The organism is Cupriavidus sp. FW305-46 (assembly GCF_058787075.1).
In genome coordinates this window covers 1-18,300 of record NZ_JBYSZI010000012.1, presented here as the reverse complement: position 1 = coordinate 18,300, position 18,300 = coordinate 1, and the positions used below count along the sequence as shown (strand labels likewise).

Below are 18,300 nucleotides of genomic sequence, written 5' to 3'. Positions count from 1 at the left end.
AGCCGCGGCCACGCAGGAAGTCGTTTCTGGTATCGGGTGTTCACGTCTCTGTCTCCTTGATTTTTATCGCTACCTTGCCCACCACCTGGCGGGATTCCAGCGCGGCCAGGGCGTCGCCCAGGCCGGTGATCGGATAGACCGCGGATACGGTCGGATCCAGCTTGCCCTGCGCGGCCCAATCGAACAGCGTCGCCATGACCTCCTGCAGCGCCGCCGCATGCTCGGCCCGCTCGTTGGCGGGCGTCCAGCCGATGTAGCGGCCAAAGAAGAACCCGTGCAGCGTGAGGTTCTTGACCAGCAGCAGGTTGACCGGGGCCTGCGGGATGGTGCCGCTGGCAAAGCCGATGCTGAGGATGCGTGCGTTCGCCGCCGCCGCGCGCAGCGCCTGGCTGAACAGGTCGCCGCCGACCGGGTCCACCACCACGTCCGCGCCACGGCCGTCCGTCAGCGCCTTGACCGATGCCGCCAGGTCCGCCGGGGCCAGCGCGTGCGTGGCGCCGCGCCGTAGCGCGTCGGCACGCTTGGCCTCGGTGCTGGCGCAGGCGATGACCGTGGCGCCGAGCTGGCGCGCAATCTCCACGGCAGCCAGGCCGACCCCGGCCCCGGCGCCAAGCACCAGCACCGTGTCGCCCGGGCGCAGCGCGCAGCGCCACACCAGCCCGCAATACGCCGTGCCATAGGAAATTGGGATCGGCAGCGCAGTCTTTGACGGCAGCGCGTCAGGGACGCGGTAGACGGTGTACTCGGGCACGATGACCTGCTCGGCAAAGCAGCCCCAGTCCGCGATCGCCACCACCCGGTCGCCGGGACGCAGCCGCGTGACCGCGTCACCGCAGGCCACCACGCGGCCGACCGCTTCGGTGCCGGGCACGAAGGGCAACGGGGGGCGGCGCTGGTACTGGCCGGCGATCATCAGGCCGGTGGCATGGCTGACGCTGGCGTACTCGACGGCAATCGTGACCGCATGCGGGTCGGCCAGCGCCGGTTCCGGAATGGCCTGCAGCGCCACGTCCTGCACGCCGCCGAACTGCTTGCAGACAAGCGCCTTCATTGCGCACCTGCCTTGGCCGCCGGGGCCGCCGCCTGTCGCACCACACCCTGCTGCAGCCATGCGTCGATGGCCTGCTGGCCGAAGCCGGCCTCGTGCAGGACCTGCACGGTATGTTCGCCGTTGGCCGGCGCCGGGCCGGCTGGCCGGCGCATGTCGCGCGCCGGGATGCCGGCGAAGGGCAGCGGTCCGAGCCCCGGCTGCGTGATTGTCTGGAAGGTCTGCCGGTGTGCCGCCTGCGGGTGCGCCAGCACGTCGTCATAGCTGCGCACCGGGGCATGCAGCACGTCGTGCCGGCTGAGGATGTCTTGCCATTGCGCGGTCGTGCGCGTGGCGATCTGCTCGGCCATGTGCTGGTTCAGCAGCGCGGCGTGGGCCATGCGCGCCGCATTGTCGGCAAAGCGCGGGTCTTCCAGCCAGTCGGTGCGGTCCAGCGCATGACATAGCTTGGCGAACTGCGCGTTGTTCAGCGCCAGCAGCGTCACGCTGCCGTCGCTGCTGGCATAGACGCCATTGGGCGCGCTCACCGGCCCGGCGGCCGCCGGGCCACCGATGGCATGCTCGAGCAGGTTGTTGGCCTGCAGCGCACAACAGGCATCGAACAGGTTCAGCTCGACGTGGCCGCCGCGCCCGCCGCGAAAGCGCCGGCACAGCGCCGCGGCGCAGGCCTGGGCGGCATAGAGGCCGGTGGCGGCGTCGGCCAGCAGCATGCCGATGCGGCGCGCGCCACCGTCGGCGCCACGGTTGGCGAACATCAGCCCGGAGTCGGCCTGCATCACCGAGTCCGAAGCGGGATAGTCGGCATAGGGACCATCCGGGCCATAGCCGCTGATCGACACATAGACCAGCGCGGGCCGTCGCGCGGCCAGTGCCGCATAGCCCACGCCCAGCCGTTCCGCCACCTGGGGGCGGAAGTTCTGCACGACGATGTCGGCCTGCAGCGCAAGCCCGAGCAGCACTTCCTTGCCCGCGTCAGTGGTGGCGTCGACGCAGACGCTGCGCTTGCCGGCGTTATAGGCGATCGCCAGCGCGCTGGTATCGCCGCGCACGACCCCGACCTTGCGGCCCCAGTCGCCCGCGGGCGGCTCGACCTTGATGATTTCAGCGCCTTGCTGCCACAGGATGTGCGCGCAGTACGGGCCGGCAATGCCCTGGCTGATGTCCAGCACGCGCAGGCCGGCGAAGGGCAGGTGGGTGTCGGACAGGTCGGAAGCGGGCAGTGCGGACATGGCGTTCGAAAGGTGGGTAAGCAGGAGGTTTATGCTAGGGTTGGCTTCCTGCCAGGACAATCCCTCGATTTGTGCCTACGGTGTTGACTCATGATTGACAATAATTTCGATCTCAACCTGGTGCGGCTGTTCGTCACCATGGTCGAGTCGCGCACGCTGACCGCCGCCGCCGAGCGCAGCGGCATGACCCGATCCAACGTATCGCGCCGCCTGAAATTGCTGGAGCAGCACCTGGGCGCCCAGTTGATGCGCCGCACCACGCGCCATGTCGAACTGACCGAAGCGGGCCAGTTGCTGTACGCGCATGGCTTGCGCATGCTGGACGAGCTGCAGTCGGCCAATACCTCGATCGACAGCCTTGGCCAGGTGGTGCGCGGCGATGTGCGTATCCGCCTGCCTACGGGATTGGGTCATCTCTACCTGACGCCATTGCTGCTGGAATTCGCGCGCAACTACCCGCAGATTTCGCTGCGCGTCGTCATCAACGACAACATTGGCGACCTGATCCCGGCCGAGGTCGACGTGGCGCTGAAGATCACCTCGCAGCCGCCCGATGACCACGTGGCGCGGCGCATCTGCGATGTCGGCTGGTGCCTGTGCGCGTCGGCATCGTTCCTGGACAGCCACGGGCCGATCCGGACCGTGGCCGACCTGGAACGCTGTGACATGATTGCCCCCGCATCGCTGGGGCGCCGCTTTACGCTGAAGATATGGCTGGCGGGCACGCCGATGACGTTGCGCGTGTCGCCCCGGATCCAGTCAGGCGACTATCCGTTCCTGTTCGAGTCGGTGATGGGCGGGCTGGGCGTGGCCCTGCTGCCGCGCTATGCGGTCTGGCGGCAACTGCAATCCGGACAGATGCGCGAGGTGCTGGCCGAGTGCGAAGCCGAAGGCGTGGGCGACAGCGTCTACATGCTGACCGCGCCAAACCGCTATCCCACGCTGGCAACGCGAACGCTGATGGACTTTATCCGCCTGCACCTGGAGCGGCAGGCAGAGAACTGGGGGCGCCGCAACCTGCCTGCGGCAACGGCCAATGAAAGCCGTGCCGCCCCGGCGTCCTGACCGATGGGGCGGCATGGCGGGCGCAGCGATTACTTCTCCTGCATCCTGGCGGCCTTGACGATCTCGCCCAGCCGCTTGCGCTCTGCCTCGACAAACTTCACGAAGTCCGCACGCGTGCCGCCGACCGGCTCGATGCCCACGGCTTTCAGCTTGGCGGCGGCGGCCGGGTCCTTCATGGCCTTGTCCACCGCGGCGGCCACCTTGTCCAGGATGGCGTCGGGCGTCCCCTTGGGGGCATGGACGCCGGCCCAATGCGCGATCTGCAGGTCCGGGAAACCTTGCTCCACCGCGGTGGAAAGCTGCGGGTAGGCCGAGATGCGCTGCGTCCAGGTGGTGGCGAGCGCCTTGAACTTGCCATCGTGCAGGATATGCGGAAGGGCGATGATGCTGGCCTCGGAGGTTCCTTCCACCTGGCCGCCCAGCACTGCCGTAGTGCTTTCCGACCCGCTCTTGTAGGGCACCGGCTGCAGCTTCGCGCCGTACTTCACATTCAGGATCTCCGCCACGAAGTGCGGGGTGCTGCCGGTTCCCGCGGTCGCGAAGTTGAAACCGTTCCCCTTCTTTGACGCCTCGACGAAGTCGCGCAGATCCTTGTAGGGCGCGTTCTTCGGCACCACGATGACCGAAGGCGCAAGGCCGATCATGGCCACCGGGACCAGCGCGTCATCCTTGAACGGCATGGACTTCTTGATCATGCTGTTGGAGATGACGCCGGCTGCGCTGATCAGGAAGGTATAGCCATCCGGCGCGCTCTTGGCCACGATGTCGGCGCCCACGGTGCCGCCCGCGCCGGGCCGGTTCTCGATCAGCACGGTCTGGCCCAGCGCCTTGGTTGCGCCCTCGGCCGCGGCGCGCGCCATCAGGTCATTGGCGCCGCCGGCGGCAAAGGGCACGACAAAGCGGATCGTCTTTGCTGGCCACTGTTCTTGTGCGCAAGCCGGGGCAACTGGGATGAGGGCTGCTGTTGCCAACAGGCCCAGGGTGAATCGGTTTTTAATGGTCAAGGCATGTCTCCGTCCGTGGATGTTGATATGGGCTGGTGAGTGCTACGAGAACCAGTCCATGCCGTGCTCGCGATTGAATGCTGTGGCGATCTGCATTTTACCGGCGCTGCGCCCAGCAGGCTTGACCGCTTACGGAGGCCGTGATCCTTGGACTTGCGCCAGCACCGGGTGATGCCGATGCTGGCCATCGGCGCCGAGCATGCGATTCCTGGAGGCGGGGTGGGCAGGGCAGGCGCGTGGTGGTTGATGGGGATCTCGCTCGCGTCCCGGCCTGTACTGGCGATTGTGGCAACTACAATCAAGCGGGGAACTACCGCAGATAGGAGCGTGCCATGGCTGCATACCTGATTGCCGATGTTGACGTCACGGACCCCGCCGTTTTTGAAGAGTACAAACGAGACGTACCCGCTACCGAGGTGCGCTATGGTGGGAAATATCTGGGCCGTGGCGGTGCAACCAAAGTGCTCGAAGGAGACTGGCAGCCGCATCGTCTCGTCATCGTCGAGTTCCCGGACATGGATGCCTTGATAGCCTGGTATGACTCGCCAGAGTACGCGCGCCTCAAGGCGATACGGGAAAGGTGTGCGACAACAAGGATTATCGCGCTGGAAGGGGTCGCGGCCGTCACCGTCTAGGAAATCGGCGCAAGCGTTGCCGGGGTCTGGCCTCGACCGGGTCGGCCTGGTCGGCGGTTTCCTGTTCGCGCGCCCGCGCCCGCGTGCGGGTGCTGTCTGATTCGTTCCGTGGCGATGCAACCGCGGGCCTGGCGCCCTTCACGCTGCACTCAGGCGCTTCGCATTCGCCATCGCACGGCCGTGGATCGGCGCGAGGATCTGCTGCATCAGGTTTGTCGCCAGGTCTGCCAGCTGCAGCGGGTTGCCGGGGAACCCGGCGGCCAATTGCAGAAGGTCGGCGTGGCGTTCGAACCATTGCGCGGCGGATCGACTGGACGCCAGCGTCGCCGCGGCCGCGGAGGTCGCCCAAAGATGATCGCTGGTGTCCTTTGCGAGGGTCATGGTCAGGTTGATCCATCCCGAACCCATCGCAAGCAACGATTCAGACGCGGCCTCTCCCTTCTCAATGCTCATCAGGCTGAATTCGCGCTGGTCCTGCTCGTCAGGCGCCGGACCGGCGATCGCCATGCGCGTGGTGCGAATGCTGACGACATGCATTGCTGCCTGGAGCAGTTCGCACATGTCACTAAAGAGGCGGGAGGCGTTTGCGGAAACGTCGAGGACAGGCTGCGGAATAACGGAGGAGGGCACGCGGGTTTTCCTTCGGCATCCGCTGAAAAACGGACACCTGGCAAATTCTTGGGAGGCGAGCGGCGTCCGGGTCGCTTTTCGAAGGCGTGGCCGGCCGGCATTCCTCCAAGCATAGGTGCATTTATGTTGCATTGCACCATTTCTTTTGGTTTTCTGCGCTGGATCGGGCACGACACGACAGGACCCGGCTTCCTCCAAGCCGCGCCACGCCAAAGCGCTGATTGGTGTCGAAGCCTCAACAGTGTGGGTACCTTGGCGCGCCTACCGCGGTGCGCCGCCGCGGCCTACGATTTGCTCCATGCCGCGGCACGCGGTGGTGAGTGCCCCGGCATCCCTTCACATTCTCCATCCCTCAGGAGCCGTCATGACCCAACGCGTGAATGCCATGAAGCAGTCCCCCGAACTCTTCAAGAAGTACCTGGAGTTCAGCACCCTGCTGCAGGACAGCGCGATCGAACCAACCATCCGTGACCTGGTCGAGATTCGCGCTTCGCAACTCAACGGCTGTGCCTTCTGCCTGGACATGCACGTCAAGCAGTCGCGCATCCATGGCGAGCGAGAGCTCCGCCTTCACCATGTCGCGATCTGGCGCGAATCGACGCTGTTCCAGCCGCGCGAACGTGCCGCGCTGGCGTGGACCGAGGTGCTGACCAACATCCCGGCGCACGGTGTGCCGGATGACCTGTACGAGCGCGTGCGCGCGCATCTGTCGGAAAAGGAACTCTCGGACCTGACCTTTCTGGTCATGGCCATCAATGGCTGGAACCGGCTAAACGTGGCCTTCCGGACCGTGCCGGGCTCGGCCGACAAGGCCTATGGCCTCGATAAGGCAAAGCTGGAGTGACATCATGAAGATCACCAGAACGCTGGGCATGGCCCCGCTGCTGCTTTCCGTCCTGCTGGCGGCGCGACCGGCCATGGCTGCGCCGCCAGAGCCCAAGGTGACGCTGCTGTCGACAGAGGCGCTTCCGGAATATCCCGGCAAGGAGGTGCAGATGATCGTGGTGGAATACCCGCCCGGCGGCGCCGACCCGGTGCACCGCCATGACGCGCACGGATTCGTCTATGTCCTTGAGGGCAGTATCGTGATGGGTGTCCGGGGCGGCAAGGAAGTCACGCTCACTGCCGGGCAGACCTTCCACGAAGGCCCTGACGATATTCATACTGTCGGGCGCAACGCCAGCAACACCAGGCCCGCGAAGTTCATGGTGCTGTTGCTGAAGAACAAGGGCGCTCCGATCCTGACGCCAACGAAGTAGCACATTGGCCGGCTGCGGATGCGACCCCTAAGGTTCAGGGATCGCATCCTCGGGCCCGTCGTTGCGCGCAGCTCAGTCAACCACCGCCACGACGCTGACGATGCCCTGCCTGGCCATCTTCACATAGGGGCAGAAGCGCTCGGTATTGCGCACCAGTTCTTCCGCCACCTGTCGTTGCACGCCAGGCATCCTGACCCGGATGTCCGCGGCCAGCGCGAAGCCGCCGTCAACGGGATCGCGGCCGAACGCTATCTCCACTTCCACTGCGAGGTTGTCGACGCTGACATTGGATCGCTGGGCCAGCAGGTACAGCGCCCCATGAAAGCAGGCGGCGTAGCCCGCGGCGAACAACTGCTCGGGATTGGTGCCGTGGCCGGGGCCGCCCAGCGCCGCCGGCAGCCGCAGGTCGACGACAAGATTGCCGTCATCGGAACGCGCCACGCCCGAGGCGCGGCCGTGTCCGGTTTCCCCGCCCGAGACGGTGACGGTGGTGGTGTAGAGGGCGTGGAAGCCCTGCCCGCGATACTTGTCGAGCAGGCTCAGCGGGGGGGCTTGCAGCCCCTTGTTGTCCATATGGCCCGCCCGCGTTGTCAGGCCTTCGGCTTCTGGCTCTGTCGCAGCCACGCTTCGAAACCGGTCTTGCCCAGGCGTGCCGGGCCTTCCGGTACCAGCGTATCGTCTTGCAGTTCGGCGCCGAAATAACGGCCCTTGCCATCGACGACAACCTTGCGCGGATCCTTGGTGGCATCGAGATAGCGTTGCACGAGGTCGCTCAGGTGGAAGCGTTCCGGCCCGGCGATATCGACGATGCCGTTGACGGGATCGGCAAGGGCGTGGTCGGCCACGGCTTCGGCCACGTCATCCGAGGCAATCGGCTGGATCGATGCGGATGACAGGCGCACGGAATCGCCATCGGCGCCCGACTGGACGATGCCGCCAAGGAATTCGAGGAACTGCGTGGAGCGGACAATGGTGTAAGGGATGCCGGCGTTCCGGATCAGCGCTTCCTGCGCAATCTTGCCGCGGAAGTAGCCGCTTTGTGAGAGCTTGTCCGTGCCGACCACTGACAGCGCCACATGGTGCGCGACACCGGCTGCCTTCTCCGCCGCCGCAAGGTTGCGGCCCGACGTCTCGAAGAAATGCAGGACGGCATCATCCGCGAACGATGGCGAGTTGGCCACGTCCACGACAACCTGCGCCCCGGCAAGTGCCTGGCTCAGGCCTTCGCCTGTCAGCGCATTCACGCCGGTCTGCGGAGACGCGGCAACGACTTCATGGCCTTGCCCGGCAAGCCGGGCGACGACCTTGCTGCCGATCAGGCCAGTACCTCCAATCACAACGATCTTCATCATGCACCTCGATTCTGGTGGAAGGGATGGGCATTCAACCCATGTCCCATGCTAGGCGAAGGGGTGCAGTGACGGTAGCGCCGGCGGCGGACGCATGGTGTTTCCCGTTCGGCACCAATGGTGCGGCCGGGTTGTGGCGTTTTCTCAGCCGGTCACCCTCGACCGATACTCGCTGGGCGAGAAGCCCAGGTTGCGCTGGAACGTAAGGCGCATCCGTTCCTCGCTGCCGAAGCCGCACTGCCTTGCGATCTGCTCCACCGGCAGATGCAGGTCCTGGAGCAGCCGGCGTGCGGCTTCCAGCCGGAAATGCTCAACCCCCTTGGCCGGGGTGCGCCCGGTCTTCTGCTTGTACACCCGGGCAAAGTTGCGGGGGCTCATTCCGACCTGTTCGGCGAGCTGTTCCACTGACAGCCCTTCCCGCGACAGGTTTTCGATGATCCATAGATGGAGCGCCTCGAACAGCGGCACGTGCCGGCTCTGCGCCAGCAGGATCTCGCTGATCTGTGGCTGCGTGCCCGGCCGCTTGATGAAGACCGCCAGCTCCCTGGCCGCGCTCAGCGAGATATCGTGGCCATAGTCGTCCTCGACCAGCGCAAGCGCCATGTCGATGCCGGTGGTCACGCCGGCCGAGGTCCAGATGCGGTCCTGGCGGACGAAAATGGCGTCCCGGTCCAGTTCGACCGCGGCAAAGCGCGCGCGGAACTGCGCATGCATCGCCCAGTGCGTGGCAGCGCGCCTGCCGTCAAGCAAGCCCGCTTGCGCAAGCAGGAAGGCCCCGCTGCAGACCGAGGCAACGCGGCGTACCTGTCCGGCGGCCTGCTGCAGCCAGGCGACCAGCGAGGAGGCGCTGTCGAGCACCCTGACCATCTCGGGGGCACCGGGGAGGATGATCGTATCGATGTGCTGCAGATCGATTTCCGAGAGCGCGATGGCCTGCACGGCGGTGCCTTCGGCCGAGGCAACCAGGCCGCCGTGCTCGCTTGCCAGATGGCTCCGGTAGCCGGCGAATCCCCGCTCGCGTGCGTACCGGGAGGCAGCCCAGAACACGGTTTGCGGTCCGGTGAGATCCAGCAGGCTCATGTCCGGGAAGGCCACGAACAGAAGATTGCGCGGCGGGTCGTCAATTGTCCGGGAAGAGGGCGCAGGCGCAGAGGGAACCATGGCAGGGATCTTGAAAGTCGGTGGATGTTATGCCGCTGGCGCGATTCCGCGCAAGGCATGTTGCCGGCAGGCACCCGCGGTGCGACGCCATCGCCACGGATCGCACCCGAAGGCTTTGTGGGCCGGCTCGTTCCGCTCCTCATGTCTGCATTGTCGCCGTTCGCGCCGGGCCGGCTGGCAGAAAACCAGGGGCATCTGTCATTTACCCGGGCATGGCGTGTCACTACGATCATGCCATGGTTGTGCACCGCACAGCGTGGACTCTCATTCGTTGCGCCGCTCCGAAAGGCATTGACATGGACATCGTCGTTCCAGACGTTCGCCCGGCGTCCCCTGTCAACCGCGGGGGGGCGGATAGAGACGTAACCGGTATGCCGCAGCGGGGCTTTCGCCCCGGCCCGCCGGATCGCGCGGACGGATTGTCCGCCAGTTTCGCGGCAAGCTACGCCGGCATCATCGCCTTCATGGCGGTCGCCACCGAGGGCAGCTTCTCCAAGGCCGGAGAGCGGCTGGGCATCGGCCGCTCAGCGGTCAGCCGCAATGTCCTGAAGCTGGAAACGCAGCTGAGCACCCGGTTGTTCCTGCGCACCACGCGCACCACCCAACTGACCCGCGAGGGCGAGCGCTTCTTCGAGAACTGCCACCAGGGCGTGGCGCATATCGTCGAGGCCATGAACGACATGCTGGAACTGCGCCTTGGGCCGCCAAGCGGCCTGCTTCGCATCAGCGCGACGGCCGGCTTCGGGCGCAAGGTGGTGGCGCCGCTGCTGTCGAGGTTCTCGGCGGCTTATCCGGACATTTCCCTGGACCTGGTGCTCGATGACCGGCCAACGGACTTCGCGGCCGGGAACATCGACGTCGCGTTCCGCAATGGCCGCATCGAGGATTCAAGCATCGTTGCGAAGCAGCTGATCCCGATGCAGATGGCTGTGTGCGCGTCTCCTGCCTACGCGGCGCGGCATGGACTACCGTCGACGCTGGAGGATCTCGCCCGGCACGAATGCATCAACACCCGCATCGCCGGCGCGCGCATCCTTGAATGGGAATTCAAGGTCGAGGGGCATGTGCGCAAGGTTGTGCCTGCCGCAAGGCTGACGTTCAATGACCCTGAGCTGGTGCTGGCGGCGGTGCTCGACGGGCTGGGCATCGCGCAGATGGCGGGCTACCAGGCCTGCGACCGCATCGCCCGCGGCGAACTGGTCATCGCCATGGGACGGTATGCGCCTGACGACCGCGGGCATTACATCTGTTACCTCAGCCGCCAGCACCTGCCCTCGCGCATCCGCGTTTTTGTTGACTTCATGACTGAAGAGATCCGGGCGCTCAATCTGCATTGCCTGGCGGATTTCTACACGGACTACTCGACGACAAGCTACCGGTCCTTCAGATAGCGTTGTTGTAAGGGCGCGGGCAATCGAATGTCCCGCCTCAGCTCCCGCACGCGTGAATCAGGAACTCCCTCAGCGCATCCGCCGGCTTGCCCAGCTTGCGCCCGGGCTGCCACAGCATGCCGACCTCCATGTCCGGCACCGCATTGGCAATCGGGCGGGCCTCGATCTGCTTTCCTTCCAGTGACCACGGGCGATACACCATGTCGGACAGCACAGTGACGCCGAAGCCATGCGCCACCAGCCCGCGCAGGGCCTCCATCGAGCCGGTCCGGAATGCGACCTTGGGTGCGAGCCGGTGGCTGCGCCAGTAACGCAGCGTGGATTCCTCGGCCTCGTCCACGGTGATGAGGATATACGGATAGGCCGCAATATCGCGCAGCGAAGGCCGCTCCACGGCCAGCAGCGGATGGCTGGACGAAGTCCACAACTGGCGCCGGGATCGCATCAGCGTATGGCGCCGGAAGCGCTGGGGCCGCTCCAGGTTCGACAGCAGCGCGATGCCCAGCTCGATCTCCCCCGCCAGCACGGCCCGCTCGATATCGGGCCGGTCCATGTCGAGCAGATCCAGTTCGATGTCCGGGTAGTTGGTGCGAAAGCGCGCCAGCAGCCCCGGCAGGAAGTAGCCCAGCACTGTATAGGAGGCGGCCAGGCGCACGCTGCCCTGCAACCCATGCACCTGGAAGCGCGGCTCGCGCAGCGCATCCTCGACCGAATCCAGGATCTGGCGGGCGTGCTGCAAGAAGAGGTGGCCTTCTGCCGTCAGCGTCACCCCATGGGGCCGGCGCTCGAACAGGCGTACCGCCAGGCGCTGCTCAAGCGCCAGCACGGCATTGGTGATGGCCGACTGCGAGACATGCTCGGCGGTCGCGGCCATCGAGAATTGCCCGGTCTCCGCGGCCGCGACGAAGTAGCGGAACTGCCTCAGCGTGACTTCCTTGGCCAGTCTTTCCGAGCCTTCGCGCGCCTTGAACATGGGAATCTCCGAGTTATCCGTTTTTCGGATATCAGGTGTTTGAATTCATGATTTTACGATGACGGCACGGATTTCTAAACTGCTCCGGATACAAGAGAACAAGCACGGAGACTGAGATCGTGAATGCCCCGCTGAACCCCGCCTTGCTCGAAGCCCTGGCCAGCGCCAGCCTGGACGACAAGTACACCCTGGAGCAGGGCCGCGTCTACATGAGCGGCGTGCAGGCCCTGGTCCGCCTGCCAATGCTGCAGAAGGCGCGCGACCGCGCCGCCGGCCTCAACACCGCCGGGTTTATCTCGGGCTATCGCGGCTCGCCGCTGGGCGGCGTCGACCAGGCATTGTGGAAGGCCAAGCAGCACCTGGCTGCCAGCGACGTGGTGTTCCAGCCCGGCGTCAACGAAGACCTTGCCGCGACCGCCGTCTGGGGCAGCCAGCAGGTCAACCTGTTCCCCGGCGCCACGCGCGACGGCGTGTTCTCGATGTGGTATGGCAAGGGGCCGGGCGTGGACCGGTCCATCGACGTGCTCAAGCACGCCAATTCGGCCGGCTCGTCGCGCCATGGCGGCGTGCTGCTGCTGGCCGGCGACGACCATGCCGCCAAGTCCTCCACCGTGGCGCACCAGTCGGAGCACGTGCTGCAGGCCGCCGGCATTCCGGTGCTGTACCCCGCCAATGTGCAGGAGTACCTCGACTACGGCCTGCATGGCTGGGCCATGAGCCGGTATTCCGGCCTGTGGGTGGCAATGAAGTGCGTCACCGACGTGGTGGAGTCGACCGCCTCGGTCGAGATCGATCCCGAGCGCGTGCAGATCGCGCTGCCGCAGGACTTTGTCATGCCGCAGGGCGGCCTCAATATCCGCTGGCCCGATTCCCCGCTGGAGCAGGAAGCGCGGCTGCTTGACCACAAGTGGTATGCGGCGCTGGCCTATGTGCGGGCCAACCGGCTCAATCGCGTCGTGCTCGATTCGCCGAACGCACGCTTCGGCATCATGACCGCCGGCAAGGCGTACCTGGACGTGCGCCAGGCGCTCGCAGACCTGGGTCTGGACGATGACACCTGCGCCCGCATCGGCATCCGCGTCTACAAGGTGGGTTGCGTGTGGCCGCTGGAGGCGCACGGCGCCCGTGAGTTCGCCACCGGCCTGGAAGAGATCCTGGTGGTGGAAGAGAAGCGGCAGATCCTCGAATACGCGCTCAAGGAAGAGCTGTACAACTGGCGCGAGGATGTGCGGCCCAAGGTCTTCGGCAAGTTCGACCAGCGTGGCAACGATGGCGGCGAGTGGTCGGTGCCGCGTGGCAACTGGCTGCTGCCCGCGCACTATGAATTGTCGCCGGCGCTGATCGCCAAGGCCATCGCGCGCCGGCTGGAACGCTTTGACCTGCCGGAAGCGGTGCGCGCACGCATTGCCGCGCGCGTGGCGCTGATCGAGGCCAAGGAGCGCGAGGCCGCGCAGCCGCGCATCGCGGTGGAGCGCAAGCCCTGGTTCTGCTCAGGGTGCCCGCACAATACGTCCACGCGCGTGCCGGAAGGCTCGCGTGCGCTGGCCGGCATCGGGTGCCACTACATGACCCTGTGGATGGACCGCAATACCGACACCTTCAGCCAGATGGGCGGCGAGGGCGTGGCCTGGACCGGCCAGATGCATTTCACCGGCGACAAGCACGTGTTTGCCAACCTGGGCGACGGCACGTATTTCCACTCGGGGCTGCTGGCCATCCGCGCATCGATCGCGGCCAAGGCCAATATCACCTACAAGATCCTGTTCAATGACGCCGTGGCAATGACCGGCGGGCAGCCCATCGACGGCGTGCTGACGGTGCCGCAGATTGCGCACCAGGTGCTGGCCGAGGGCGCGAAGAAGCTGGTCGTCGTCACCGACGAGCCGCAGAAGTATGGCGACGGCGCCATGCTGCCGTCCGGCGTGACTGTGTTCCATCGCGACCAGCTCGACGCCGTCCAGGTCGAGCTGCGCGATACCGCGGGCGTCACCATCCTGATCTACGACCAGACCTGCGCGACCGAGAAGCGCCGCCGCCGCAAGCGCGGCACCTATCCTGACCCGGCCAAGCGCGCGTTTATCAACGACGCGGTCTGCGAGGGCTGCGGCGATTGCTCGGCCAAGTCCAACTGCCTGTCGGTGGAGCCGCTGGAGACCGAACTCGGGACCAAGCGCAAGATCAACCAGTCGTCGTGCAACAAGGATTTCTCCTGCGTCAACGGCTTCTGCCCGAGCTTTGTCACTGCCGAGGGGGCGCAGGTGCGCAAGCCAGCGGCAGCGGGCGGCAAAGGCACAGGCGCCGACTTCGAGGCGCTGCCGCTGCCGCGGCTGCCGGCCCTGGAGCGGCCGTACGGCGTGCTGGTCACCGGCGTGGGCGGCACTGGCGTGGTCACCATCGGCGGCCTGCTGGGCATGGCATCGCACCTTGAACGCAAGGGCGTGACCGTGCTCGACATGGCTGGCCTGGCACAGAAGGGCGGGGCTGTGATCAGCCACGTGCAGATCGCACCGGGCCCGGACGACCTGCATGCGACGCGTATCGCGACGGGTGAGGCACGCCTGGTGATCGGTGGCGACGCCATCGTTTCGGCCTCGCCCGAGGTGCTGTCGAAGGTCCGGCATGGCCTGACCGCCGCCGTGGTCAACAGCGCCAACACGCCCACCGCGGAATTCATCAAGAACCCGAAGTGGAAGTTCCCCGGTGCCAGCGCCGAGCAGGACCTGCGCGCCAGCGTGGGCGATGCCTGCGCGTTCTTCGACGCCAGCGCATGGGCGGTGACCCTGCTGGCCGACGCCATCTACTCCAACCCGCTGTTGCTCGGCTTTGCCTGGCAGAAGGGCTGGATCCCGCTGCAGCGTGAAAGCCTGCTGCGCGCGATCGAACTCAATGGGGTGTCGATCGACAAGAACCGGCTGGCATTCGAATGGGGACGGTATCTCGCGCATCATGGCGAGGCGGCGCTCAAGGCGCACTTGCCGGGTGCTCCGGCGGCCCCGGCCGCACAGGTCGTGGCAATCCCGCAGACGCTCGACACCCTGATCCGCAAGCGCGAGACGATGCTGGCCGATTACCAGAACACTGCATATGCCGGCCGCTACCGCGAGGCCGTCGAGCGCATCCGCGCAGCGGAGCAGCAACTGGGCCTCGACCGCAAGCTGCCGCTGACCGAGGCCGTGGCCCGCAACCTGGCCAAGCTGATGGCCTACAAGGACGAATACGAGGTGGCGCGCCTCTACGCCGATCCCGCCTTCCTGGACAAGCTGCGCGCCCAGTTCGAAGGGGAGCCCGGCCGCGACTACCAGCTCAACTTCTGGCTGGCGCCGCCGCTGCTGGCCAAGACCGACAAGGGCCACCCGGTCAAGCGCCGCTTCGGTCCGCGCACGATGACGGCATTCCGCTTGCTGGCGCGCCTGAAGGGGTTGCGTGGCACGGCGTTCGATGTGTTTGGCAAGACTGCCGAGCGCCGCGCCGAGCGGGCGCTGGTCAACGACTATCTGGCCATGGTCGACGAGTTCGCAGCGTCCCTGAGCGCGGACAACGTCGACACCGCGCTGGCGCTTGCCGCGTTGCCGGAGGATATCCGCGGCTACGGCCACGTGAAGGAGGCCAGCATGGATGCGGCGGCAGTACGGCGGGAGGCGTTGCTGGCGCAGTATCGCGGCGCGGCCCGGCGGGCTGCTGCTTGAGAGGCGGGCGGTTCGAGCCCTGCGCCGAACCGCCCCTGTCTATGCCTCGCGCCGGGCCAACGCCAGGAAGGCGCCCAGGCCCAGCATCGTGACACCCGACATCCGGGTCATCAAGCGGGCGCGAGCTTCGCGGGCGGCGCCGGACTTGAGCAGACGATGCGCGGCAAACACGATAACAACGTCGACCAGCGTATTGAGCGCGACGCAAATGCAGCCCAGCAGCACCAACTGCGGCACCAGAGCTTCGCTCGCCGAGACAAACTGCGGCAGGAACGCCAGAAAGAACAGCGCCGTCTTGACGTTCAGGACCTCGACCATGATGCCCTCGACCAGAGCGCGGCGCGCACCTCTGGATGGCATGGCTTCGAGCGTGACCGGCGCCTGCTTGCGCATCAGCATGCGAATCCCCAGGTACACCAGATAAGCAGCACCCAGATACTTGAGCAGGTTGAATGCCACGGCCGACTGGGCAATGACCAGCGACAGGCCCAAGGCTGCCGCGAGCACATGAAGCAAGCCTCCGAGGGCGGCGCCGAAGCATGAAGCCAGGCCCTCGGATCGGCCGCCAGCCACCGTTCGTGCAACGACATAGGCGATTCCGGGGCCGGGGGTGATCGCGAGAACGATGGCAGCGATCAGGAAGGGGAGGAATGACATGGTGTGGTGTTCGTCAATGGTGAGGAAAAGCTGAGCGCGGGCCGGGGGCAATTCAGCCAGCCTTGCGCATGGACTGCGCAAGTTCGCCATACCCCCGCGCCTCCAGGGTCTCGGCGGCACCGAGGCGGTCCCGCAACTCCCTGTTCTGGCTGAGCTTGACCTTGCCCACCAGCGAAGTGACGGCGATCTCGATGCCCACGATGTTGCGCAGCATGCTGTCGATGTACTCCGGCGCGGAGTCCCCCATCTTCCAGGGCCTGGGTTCGGCTGCCTCGTGTCGCCGTGTCAGGCGCGCAACCAGGCGGCGAACAAAACGCTCGTCGTCATGCACGGTGATCGTGCCGTGCGCGTGTACCACCTCGTAGTTCCAGGTCGGCACCTGGCGGTGCGCCTCATGCTTGCTCGGGTACCAGTTGGGCGAGATATAGGCCTCGGCGCCCCGGAACACGACCATGACCGGCGAGCCGGTGGGGCAACGCTGCCAAAGCGGGTTCGCGCGGGCCACGTGGGCTGTGAGCACGCCGTGAGTTCCCTCGCCGGGATCGAACTCGAACGGGATGTGGTCGGCATCCAGTCCGGCGCTGCCTTGCGTAACCAGCATCCCCAGCGGGTGCACGCGGATGATGCGGCCCAGTTCCTCTGGCCGGTTTTCAGCAAAGTGAGCAGGAATATACATGGTGGGGAATCGGAAGCGATGGAATGCTCGATACTCTCGCCGACAACTGGCACAATCGGAAGGTCCGGTTTTCATGATTCTTTATGGGCCAGTCACGCCAGCCAGCCGGTACCCGTGCCGGAGCCACGGGCGCGGGGCGCCGCATCTACGATCTTCTGCGTGCCCAGATCGCGGACGGCACCCTGCCGCCGGGCGCCCGGGCGCCGTCCACACGGGCGCTGGCGTCCGAGTTGGGGGTGTCGCGTACCACTGTCACCGCCGCCTACGAACAACTTGCTGCCGAGGGCTTCCTCGTCACGGCGGTGGGGCGGGTGGCCCGAATCGCCAGCCCCCTGGCGGCACCGGCACCAGCCGCGATGAGCGCAGGCCGGCGCGCCAGGTCCGCCCCAACCCTGTCCGGATTCGGGCGCCGCGTGGCGGGACTCGGCATGCCGGCACCGCTGCAGGCTGAACCGGTTCGTTTCGACTTCCTGTATGGGGCGGTGGCTTCGCGGGACTTCCCAACCCTGGCCTGGCGGCGTGCCTACCAGGCCGAACTGCTGCGCCAGCAAAACAGCCTGTCCTATGCCCCGCCCGAAGGTGAGGCGTCGCTGCGACGCGCCCTCCAGGGCTATTTGCGGCGTGCCCGGGGACTGGCCTGCGAGGCCGAGCAGGTTCTGGTGGTGCATGGCTCGCAGCAGGCCATCGACCTGTGCGCACGGCTGCTGCTGGATGCCGGCGACGCCTTTGCCTTCGAAGATCCCGGCTACCTGATGGCGAGGCGCTGCTTCGAAGCCACCGGCGCCAGGTGCCAGGCCACGCCGGTGGACGGGCATGGCCTGGATACCGCCAGCCTTCCCCAGGACGATCGTGTGCGCCTGGTGTACGTGACACCGTCGCACCAGTTCCCACTAGGGGGCGTGCTGCCGATCGGCCGGCGCCTGGAGCTGCTGCAATGGGCGCAGCGCCACGACGCCTGGATCATCGAGGACGACTACGACGGGGAGTTCCGCTACGGCCAGCGCCCGATCGACACGCTGCGCTCGATCGACACCGACGGCCGCGTGATCTACGTCGGCACTTTCTCCAAGGCGCTCTCGCCGCAACTGCGGCTCGGCTACCTGGTGCTGCCGCCTGAGCTGGTGCCGGTGTTCCGGCAGGCCAAGCGGCTGGCCGACCGCCATGCGCCCGTGCTGGAGCAGCGCGTGCTGGCAGCGCTGATCGAAAGCGGTGCCTACGAACGCCATGTGCGGCGCATGCGCCGGGAAAACGAGCGCCGGCGAGCGGCCTTGCTGGATGGCGTCGCACGTTTCCTGCCAGCGGACGCGGAAGTCTGCGGTACGGCGGCGGGGCTGCATGTGGTGCTGTGGTTGCCGTCGCTGCGGCCCCGCGACGAGACAGCGCTGGTGGCCGCTGCGCGCAGCCAGGATGTGGGGGTCTACCCGGTATCACCGTTGTTTGCAGGGGCCCGGCCGCACGGACAGCGTCGAGCGGCCGGGCTGGTGCTCGGTTATGCGAGTTTGACGGTGGAGCAGATTCAGCGGGGGATGCAGATTTT

The 18,300-nt window shown here is 66.4% G+C and carries 17 protein-coding genes; 7 read left to right on the top strand and 10 right to left on the bottom strand.

Features of this window, described 5'->3' with window-relative positions; all coding sequences use genetic code 11:
- Positions 1–40: 40 nt before the first annotated feature.
- Positions 41–1,051 carry an NADPH:quinone oxidoreductase family protein gene (locus AC3WON_RS08090; RefSeq protein WP_492317332.1) on the bottom strand — a complete coding sequence of 337 codons (1,011 nt, stop codon included), beginning with the start codon at positions 1,049–1,051 and terminating at the stop codon, positions 41–43.
- Positions 1,048–2,277 (bottom strand): CaiB/BaiF CoA transferase family protein, encoded by a 1,230-nt coding sequence (locus tag AC3WON_RS08085; protein ID WP_492340408.1) that lies wholly within the window; start codon positions 2,275–2,277, stop codon positions 1,048–1,050. The genes AC3WON_RS08090 and AC3WON_RS08085 overlap by 4 nt, the downstream gene beginning before the upstream one ends.
- A 90-nt stretch (positions 2,278–2,367) precedes the next feature.
- Here AC3WON_RS08085 and AC3WON_RS08080 point away from each other — a divergent pair, with 90 nt between their 5' ends.
- Positions 2,368–3,342, top strand: a complete 975-nt coding sequence (locus AC3WON_RS08080; RefSeq protein WP_492340409.1) for a LysR family transcriptional regulator — start codon at positions 2,368–2,370, stop codon at positions 3,340–3,342.
- 29 nt (positions 3,343–3,371) lie between these two features.
- Here the strand turns inward: AC3WON_RS08080 and AC3WON_RS08075 are convergent, their stop codons facing one another.
- Positions 3,372–4,346 (bottom strand): Bug family tripartite tricarboxylate transporter substrate binding protein, encoded by a 975-nt coding sequence (locus AC3WON_RS08075; RefSeq protein ID WP_492351572.1) that lies wholly within the window; start codon positions 4,344–4,346, stop codon positions 3,372–3,374.
- A 332-nt stretch (positions 4,347–4,678) separates the two neighbouring features.
- On the opposite strand from AC3WON_RS08075, the gene AC3WON_RS08070 reads away from it, so the two are divergent.
- Entirely contained in the window at positions 4,679–4,981 is a 303-nt protein-coding gene (locus AC3WON_RS08070) for a DUF1330 domain-containing protein (RefSeq protein WP_492317333.1), read from the top strand.
- Between the two features lie 138 nt (positions 4,982–5,119).
- On the opposite strand, the gene AC3WON_RS08065 is transcribed toward AC3WON_RS08070, so the two are convergent.
- Entirely contained in the window at positions 5,120–5,611 is a 492-nt protein-coding gene (locus AC3WON_RS08065) for a polyhydroxyalkanoate granule-associated phasin (protein ID WP_492317334.1), read from the bottom strand.
- Positions 5,612–5,975: 364 nt separating this feature from the next.
- Here AC3WON_RS08065 and AC3WON_RS08060 point away from each other — a divergent pair, with 364 nt between their 5' ends.
- Positions 5,976–6,455 carry a carboxymuconolactone decarboxylase family protein gene (locus tag AC3WON_RS08060; RefSeq protein WP_492351571.1) on the top strand — a complete coding sequence of 160 codons (480 nt, stop codon included), beginning with the start codon at positions 5,976–5,978 and terminating at the stop codon, positions 6,453–6,455.
- A gap of 4 nt (positions 6,456–6,459) precedes the next feature.
- Positions 6,460–6,870, top strand: coding sequence for a cupin domain-containing protein (locus AC3WON_RS08055; protein ID WP_492317335.1), 411 nt, complete (start codon positions 6,460–6,462; stop codon positions 6,868–6,870).
- Between the two features lie 72 nt (positions 6,871–6,942).
- On the opposite strand, the gene AC3WON_RS08050 is transcribed toward AC3WON_RS08055, so the two are convergent.
- The 3 genes from AC3WON_RS08050 to AC3WON_RS08040 form a co-directional block, all read right to left on the bottom strand.
- Complete coding sequence (locus tag AC3WON_RS08050) at positions 6,943–7,443, bottom strand: Ohr family peroxiredoxin (protein WP_492317336.1); 501 nt, start codon at positions 7,441–7,443, stop codon at positions 6,943–6,945.
- 17 nt (positions 7,444–7,460) lie between these two features.
- Positions 7,461–8,219 (bottom strand): SDR family oxidoreductase, encoded by a 759-nt coding sequence (locus AC3WON_RS08045; RefSeq protein ID WP_492317439.1) that lies wholly within the window; start codon positions 8,217–8,219, stop codon positions 7,461–7,463.
- Between the two features lie 144 nt (positions 8,220–8,363).
- On the bottom strand, positions 8,364–9,380 hold the full coding sequence (locus AC3WON_RS08040) for a GlxA family transcriptional regulator (protein WP_492317337.1): 1,017 nt from the start codon (positions 9,378–9,380) through the stop codon (positions 8,364–8,366).
- A gap of 371 nt (positions 9,381–9,751) precedes the next feature.
- Between AC3WON_RS08040 and AC3WON_RS08035 the strand changes: the two genes are divergently transcribed.
- Positions 9,752–10,771 (top strand): LysR family transcriptional regulator, encoded by a 1,020-nt coding sequence (locus tag AC3WON_RS08035; RefSeq protein ID WP_492351608.1) that lies wholly within the window; start codon positions 9,752–9,754, stop codon positions 10,769–10,771.
- 37 nt (positions 10,772–10,808) lie between these two features.
- On the opposite strand, the gene AC3WON_RS08030 is transcribed toward AC3WON_RS08035, so the two are convergent.
- Positions 10,809–11,744 (bottom strand): LysR substrate-binding domain-containing protein, encoded by a 936-nt coding sequence (locus AC3WON_RS08030; RefSeq protein WP_492351570.1) that lies wholly within the window; start codon positions 11,742–11,744, stop codon positions 10,809–10,811.
- A gap of 119 nt (positions 11,745–11,863) precedes the next feature.
- On the opposite strand from AC3WON_RS08030, the gene AC3WON_RS08025 reads away from it, so the two are divergent.
- The gene (locus tag AC3WON_RS08025) at positions 11,864–15,430 is read left to right on the top strand and encodes an indolepyruvate ferredoxin oxidoreductase family protein (protein WP_492317339.1); all 3,567 of its coding nucleotides are present in this window, start codon (positions 11,864–11,866) and stop codon (positions 15,428–15,430) included.
- A 39-nt stretch (positions 15,431–15,469) separates the two neighbouring features.
- Here the strand turns inward: AC3WON_RS08025 and AC3WON_RS08020 are convergent, their stop codons facing one another.
- Complete coding sequence (locus AC3WON_RS08020; RefSeq protein ID WP_492317340.1) at positions 15,470–16,087, bottom strand: LysE family translocator; 618 nt, start codon at positions 16,085–16,087, stop codon at positions 15,470–15,472.
- 52 nt (positions 16,088–16,139) lie between these two features.
- The gene (locus AC3WON_RS08015; protein WP_492317341.1) at positions 16,140–16,763 is read right to left on the bottom strand and encodes an FMN-binding negative transcriptional regulator; all 624 of its coding nucleotides are present in this window, start codon (positions 16,761–16,763) and stop codon (positions 16,140–16,142) included.
- Positions 16,764–16,846: 83 nt separating this feature from the next.
- On the opposite strand from AC3WON_RS08015, the gene pdxR reads away from it, so the two are divergent.
- Positions 16,847–18,300: MocR-like pyridoxine biosynthesis transcription factor PdxR (pdxR, locus tag AC3WON_RS08010; RefSeq protein ID WP_492351569.1), on the top strand; the 1,454-nt coding region annotated here is incomplete at its 3' end.

Excerpts from the sequence above, each read along its gene's own strand:
- AC3WON_RS08070 (WP_492317333.1), top strand. The coding sequence starts at position 4,679 with ATGGCTGCATACCTGATTGCCGATGTTGACGTCACGGACCCCGCCGTT.
- AC3WON_RS08060 (WP_492351571.1), top strand. The coding sequence starts at position 5,976 with ATGACCCAACGCGTGAATGCCATGAAGCAGTCCCCCGAACTCTTCAAG.
- AC3WON_RS08055 (WP_492317335.1), top strand. The coding sequence starts at position 6,460 with ATGAAGATCACCAGAACGCTGGGCATGGCCCCGCTGCTGCTTTCCGTC.
- AC3WON_RS08040 (WP_492317337.1), bottom strand. The coding sequence starts at position 9,380 with ATGGTTCCCTCTGCGCCTGCGCCCTCTTCCCGGACAATTGACGACCCG.
- AC3WON_RS08035 (WP_492351608.1), top strand. The coding sequence starts at position 9,752 with ATGCCGCAGCGGGGCTTTCGCCCCGGCCCGCCGGATCGCGCGGACGGA.
- AC3WON_RS08090 (WP_492317332.1), bottom strand. The coding sequence starts at position 1,051 with ATGAAGGCGCTTGTCTGCAAGCAGTTCGGCGGCGTGCAGGACGTGGCG.
- AC3WON_RS08045 (WP_492317439.1), bottom strand. The coding sequence starts at position 8,219 with ATGAAGATCGTTGTGATTGGAGGTACTGGCCTGATCGGCAGCAAGGTC.
- AC3WON_RS08020 (WP_492317340.1), bottom strand. The coding sequence starts at position 16,087 with ATGTCATTCCTCCCCTTCCTGATCGCTGCCATCGTTCTCGCGATCACC.
- AC3WON_RS08085 (WP_492340408.1), bottom strand. The coding sequence starts at position 2,277 with ATGTCCGCACTGCCCGCTTCCGACCTGTCCGACACCCACCTGCCCTTC.
- AC3WON_RS08015 (WP_492317341.1), bottom strand. The coding sequence starts at position 16,763 with ATGTATATTCCTGCTCACTTTGCTGAAAACCGGCCAGAGGAACTGGGC.
- AC3WON_RS08080 (WP_492340409.1), top strand. The coding sequence starts at position 2,368 with ATGATTGACAATAATTTCGATCTCAACCTGGTGCGGCTGTTCGTCACC.
- AC3WON_RS08030 (WP_492351570.1), bottom strand. The coding sequence starts at position 11,744 with ATGTTCAAGGCGCGCGAAGGCTCGGAAAGACTGGCCAAGGAAGTCACG.
- AC3WON_RS08050 (WP_492317336.1), bottom strand. The coding sequence starts at position 7,443 with ATGGACAACAAGGGGCTGCAAGCCCCCCCGCTGAGCCTGCTCGACAAG.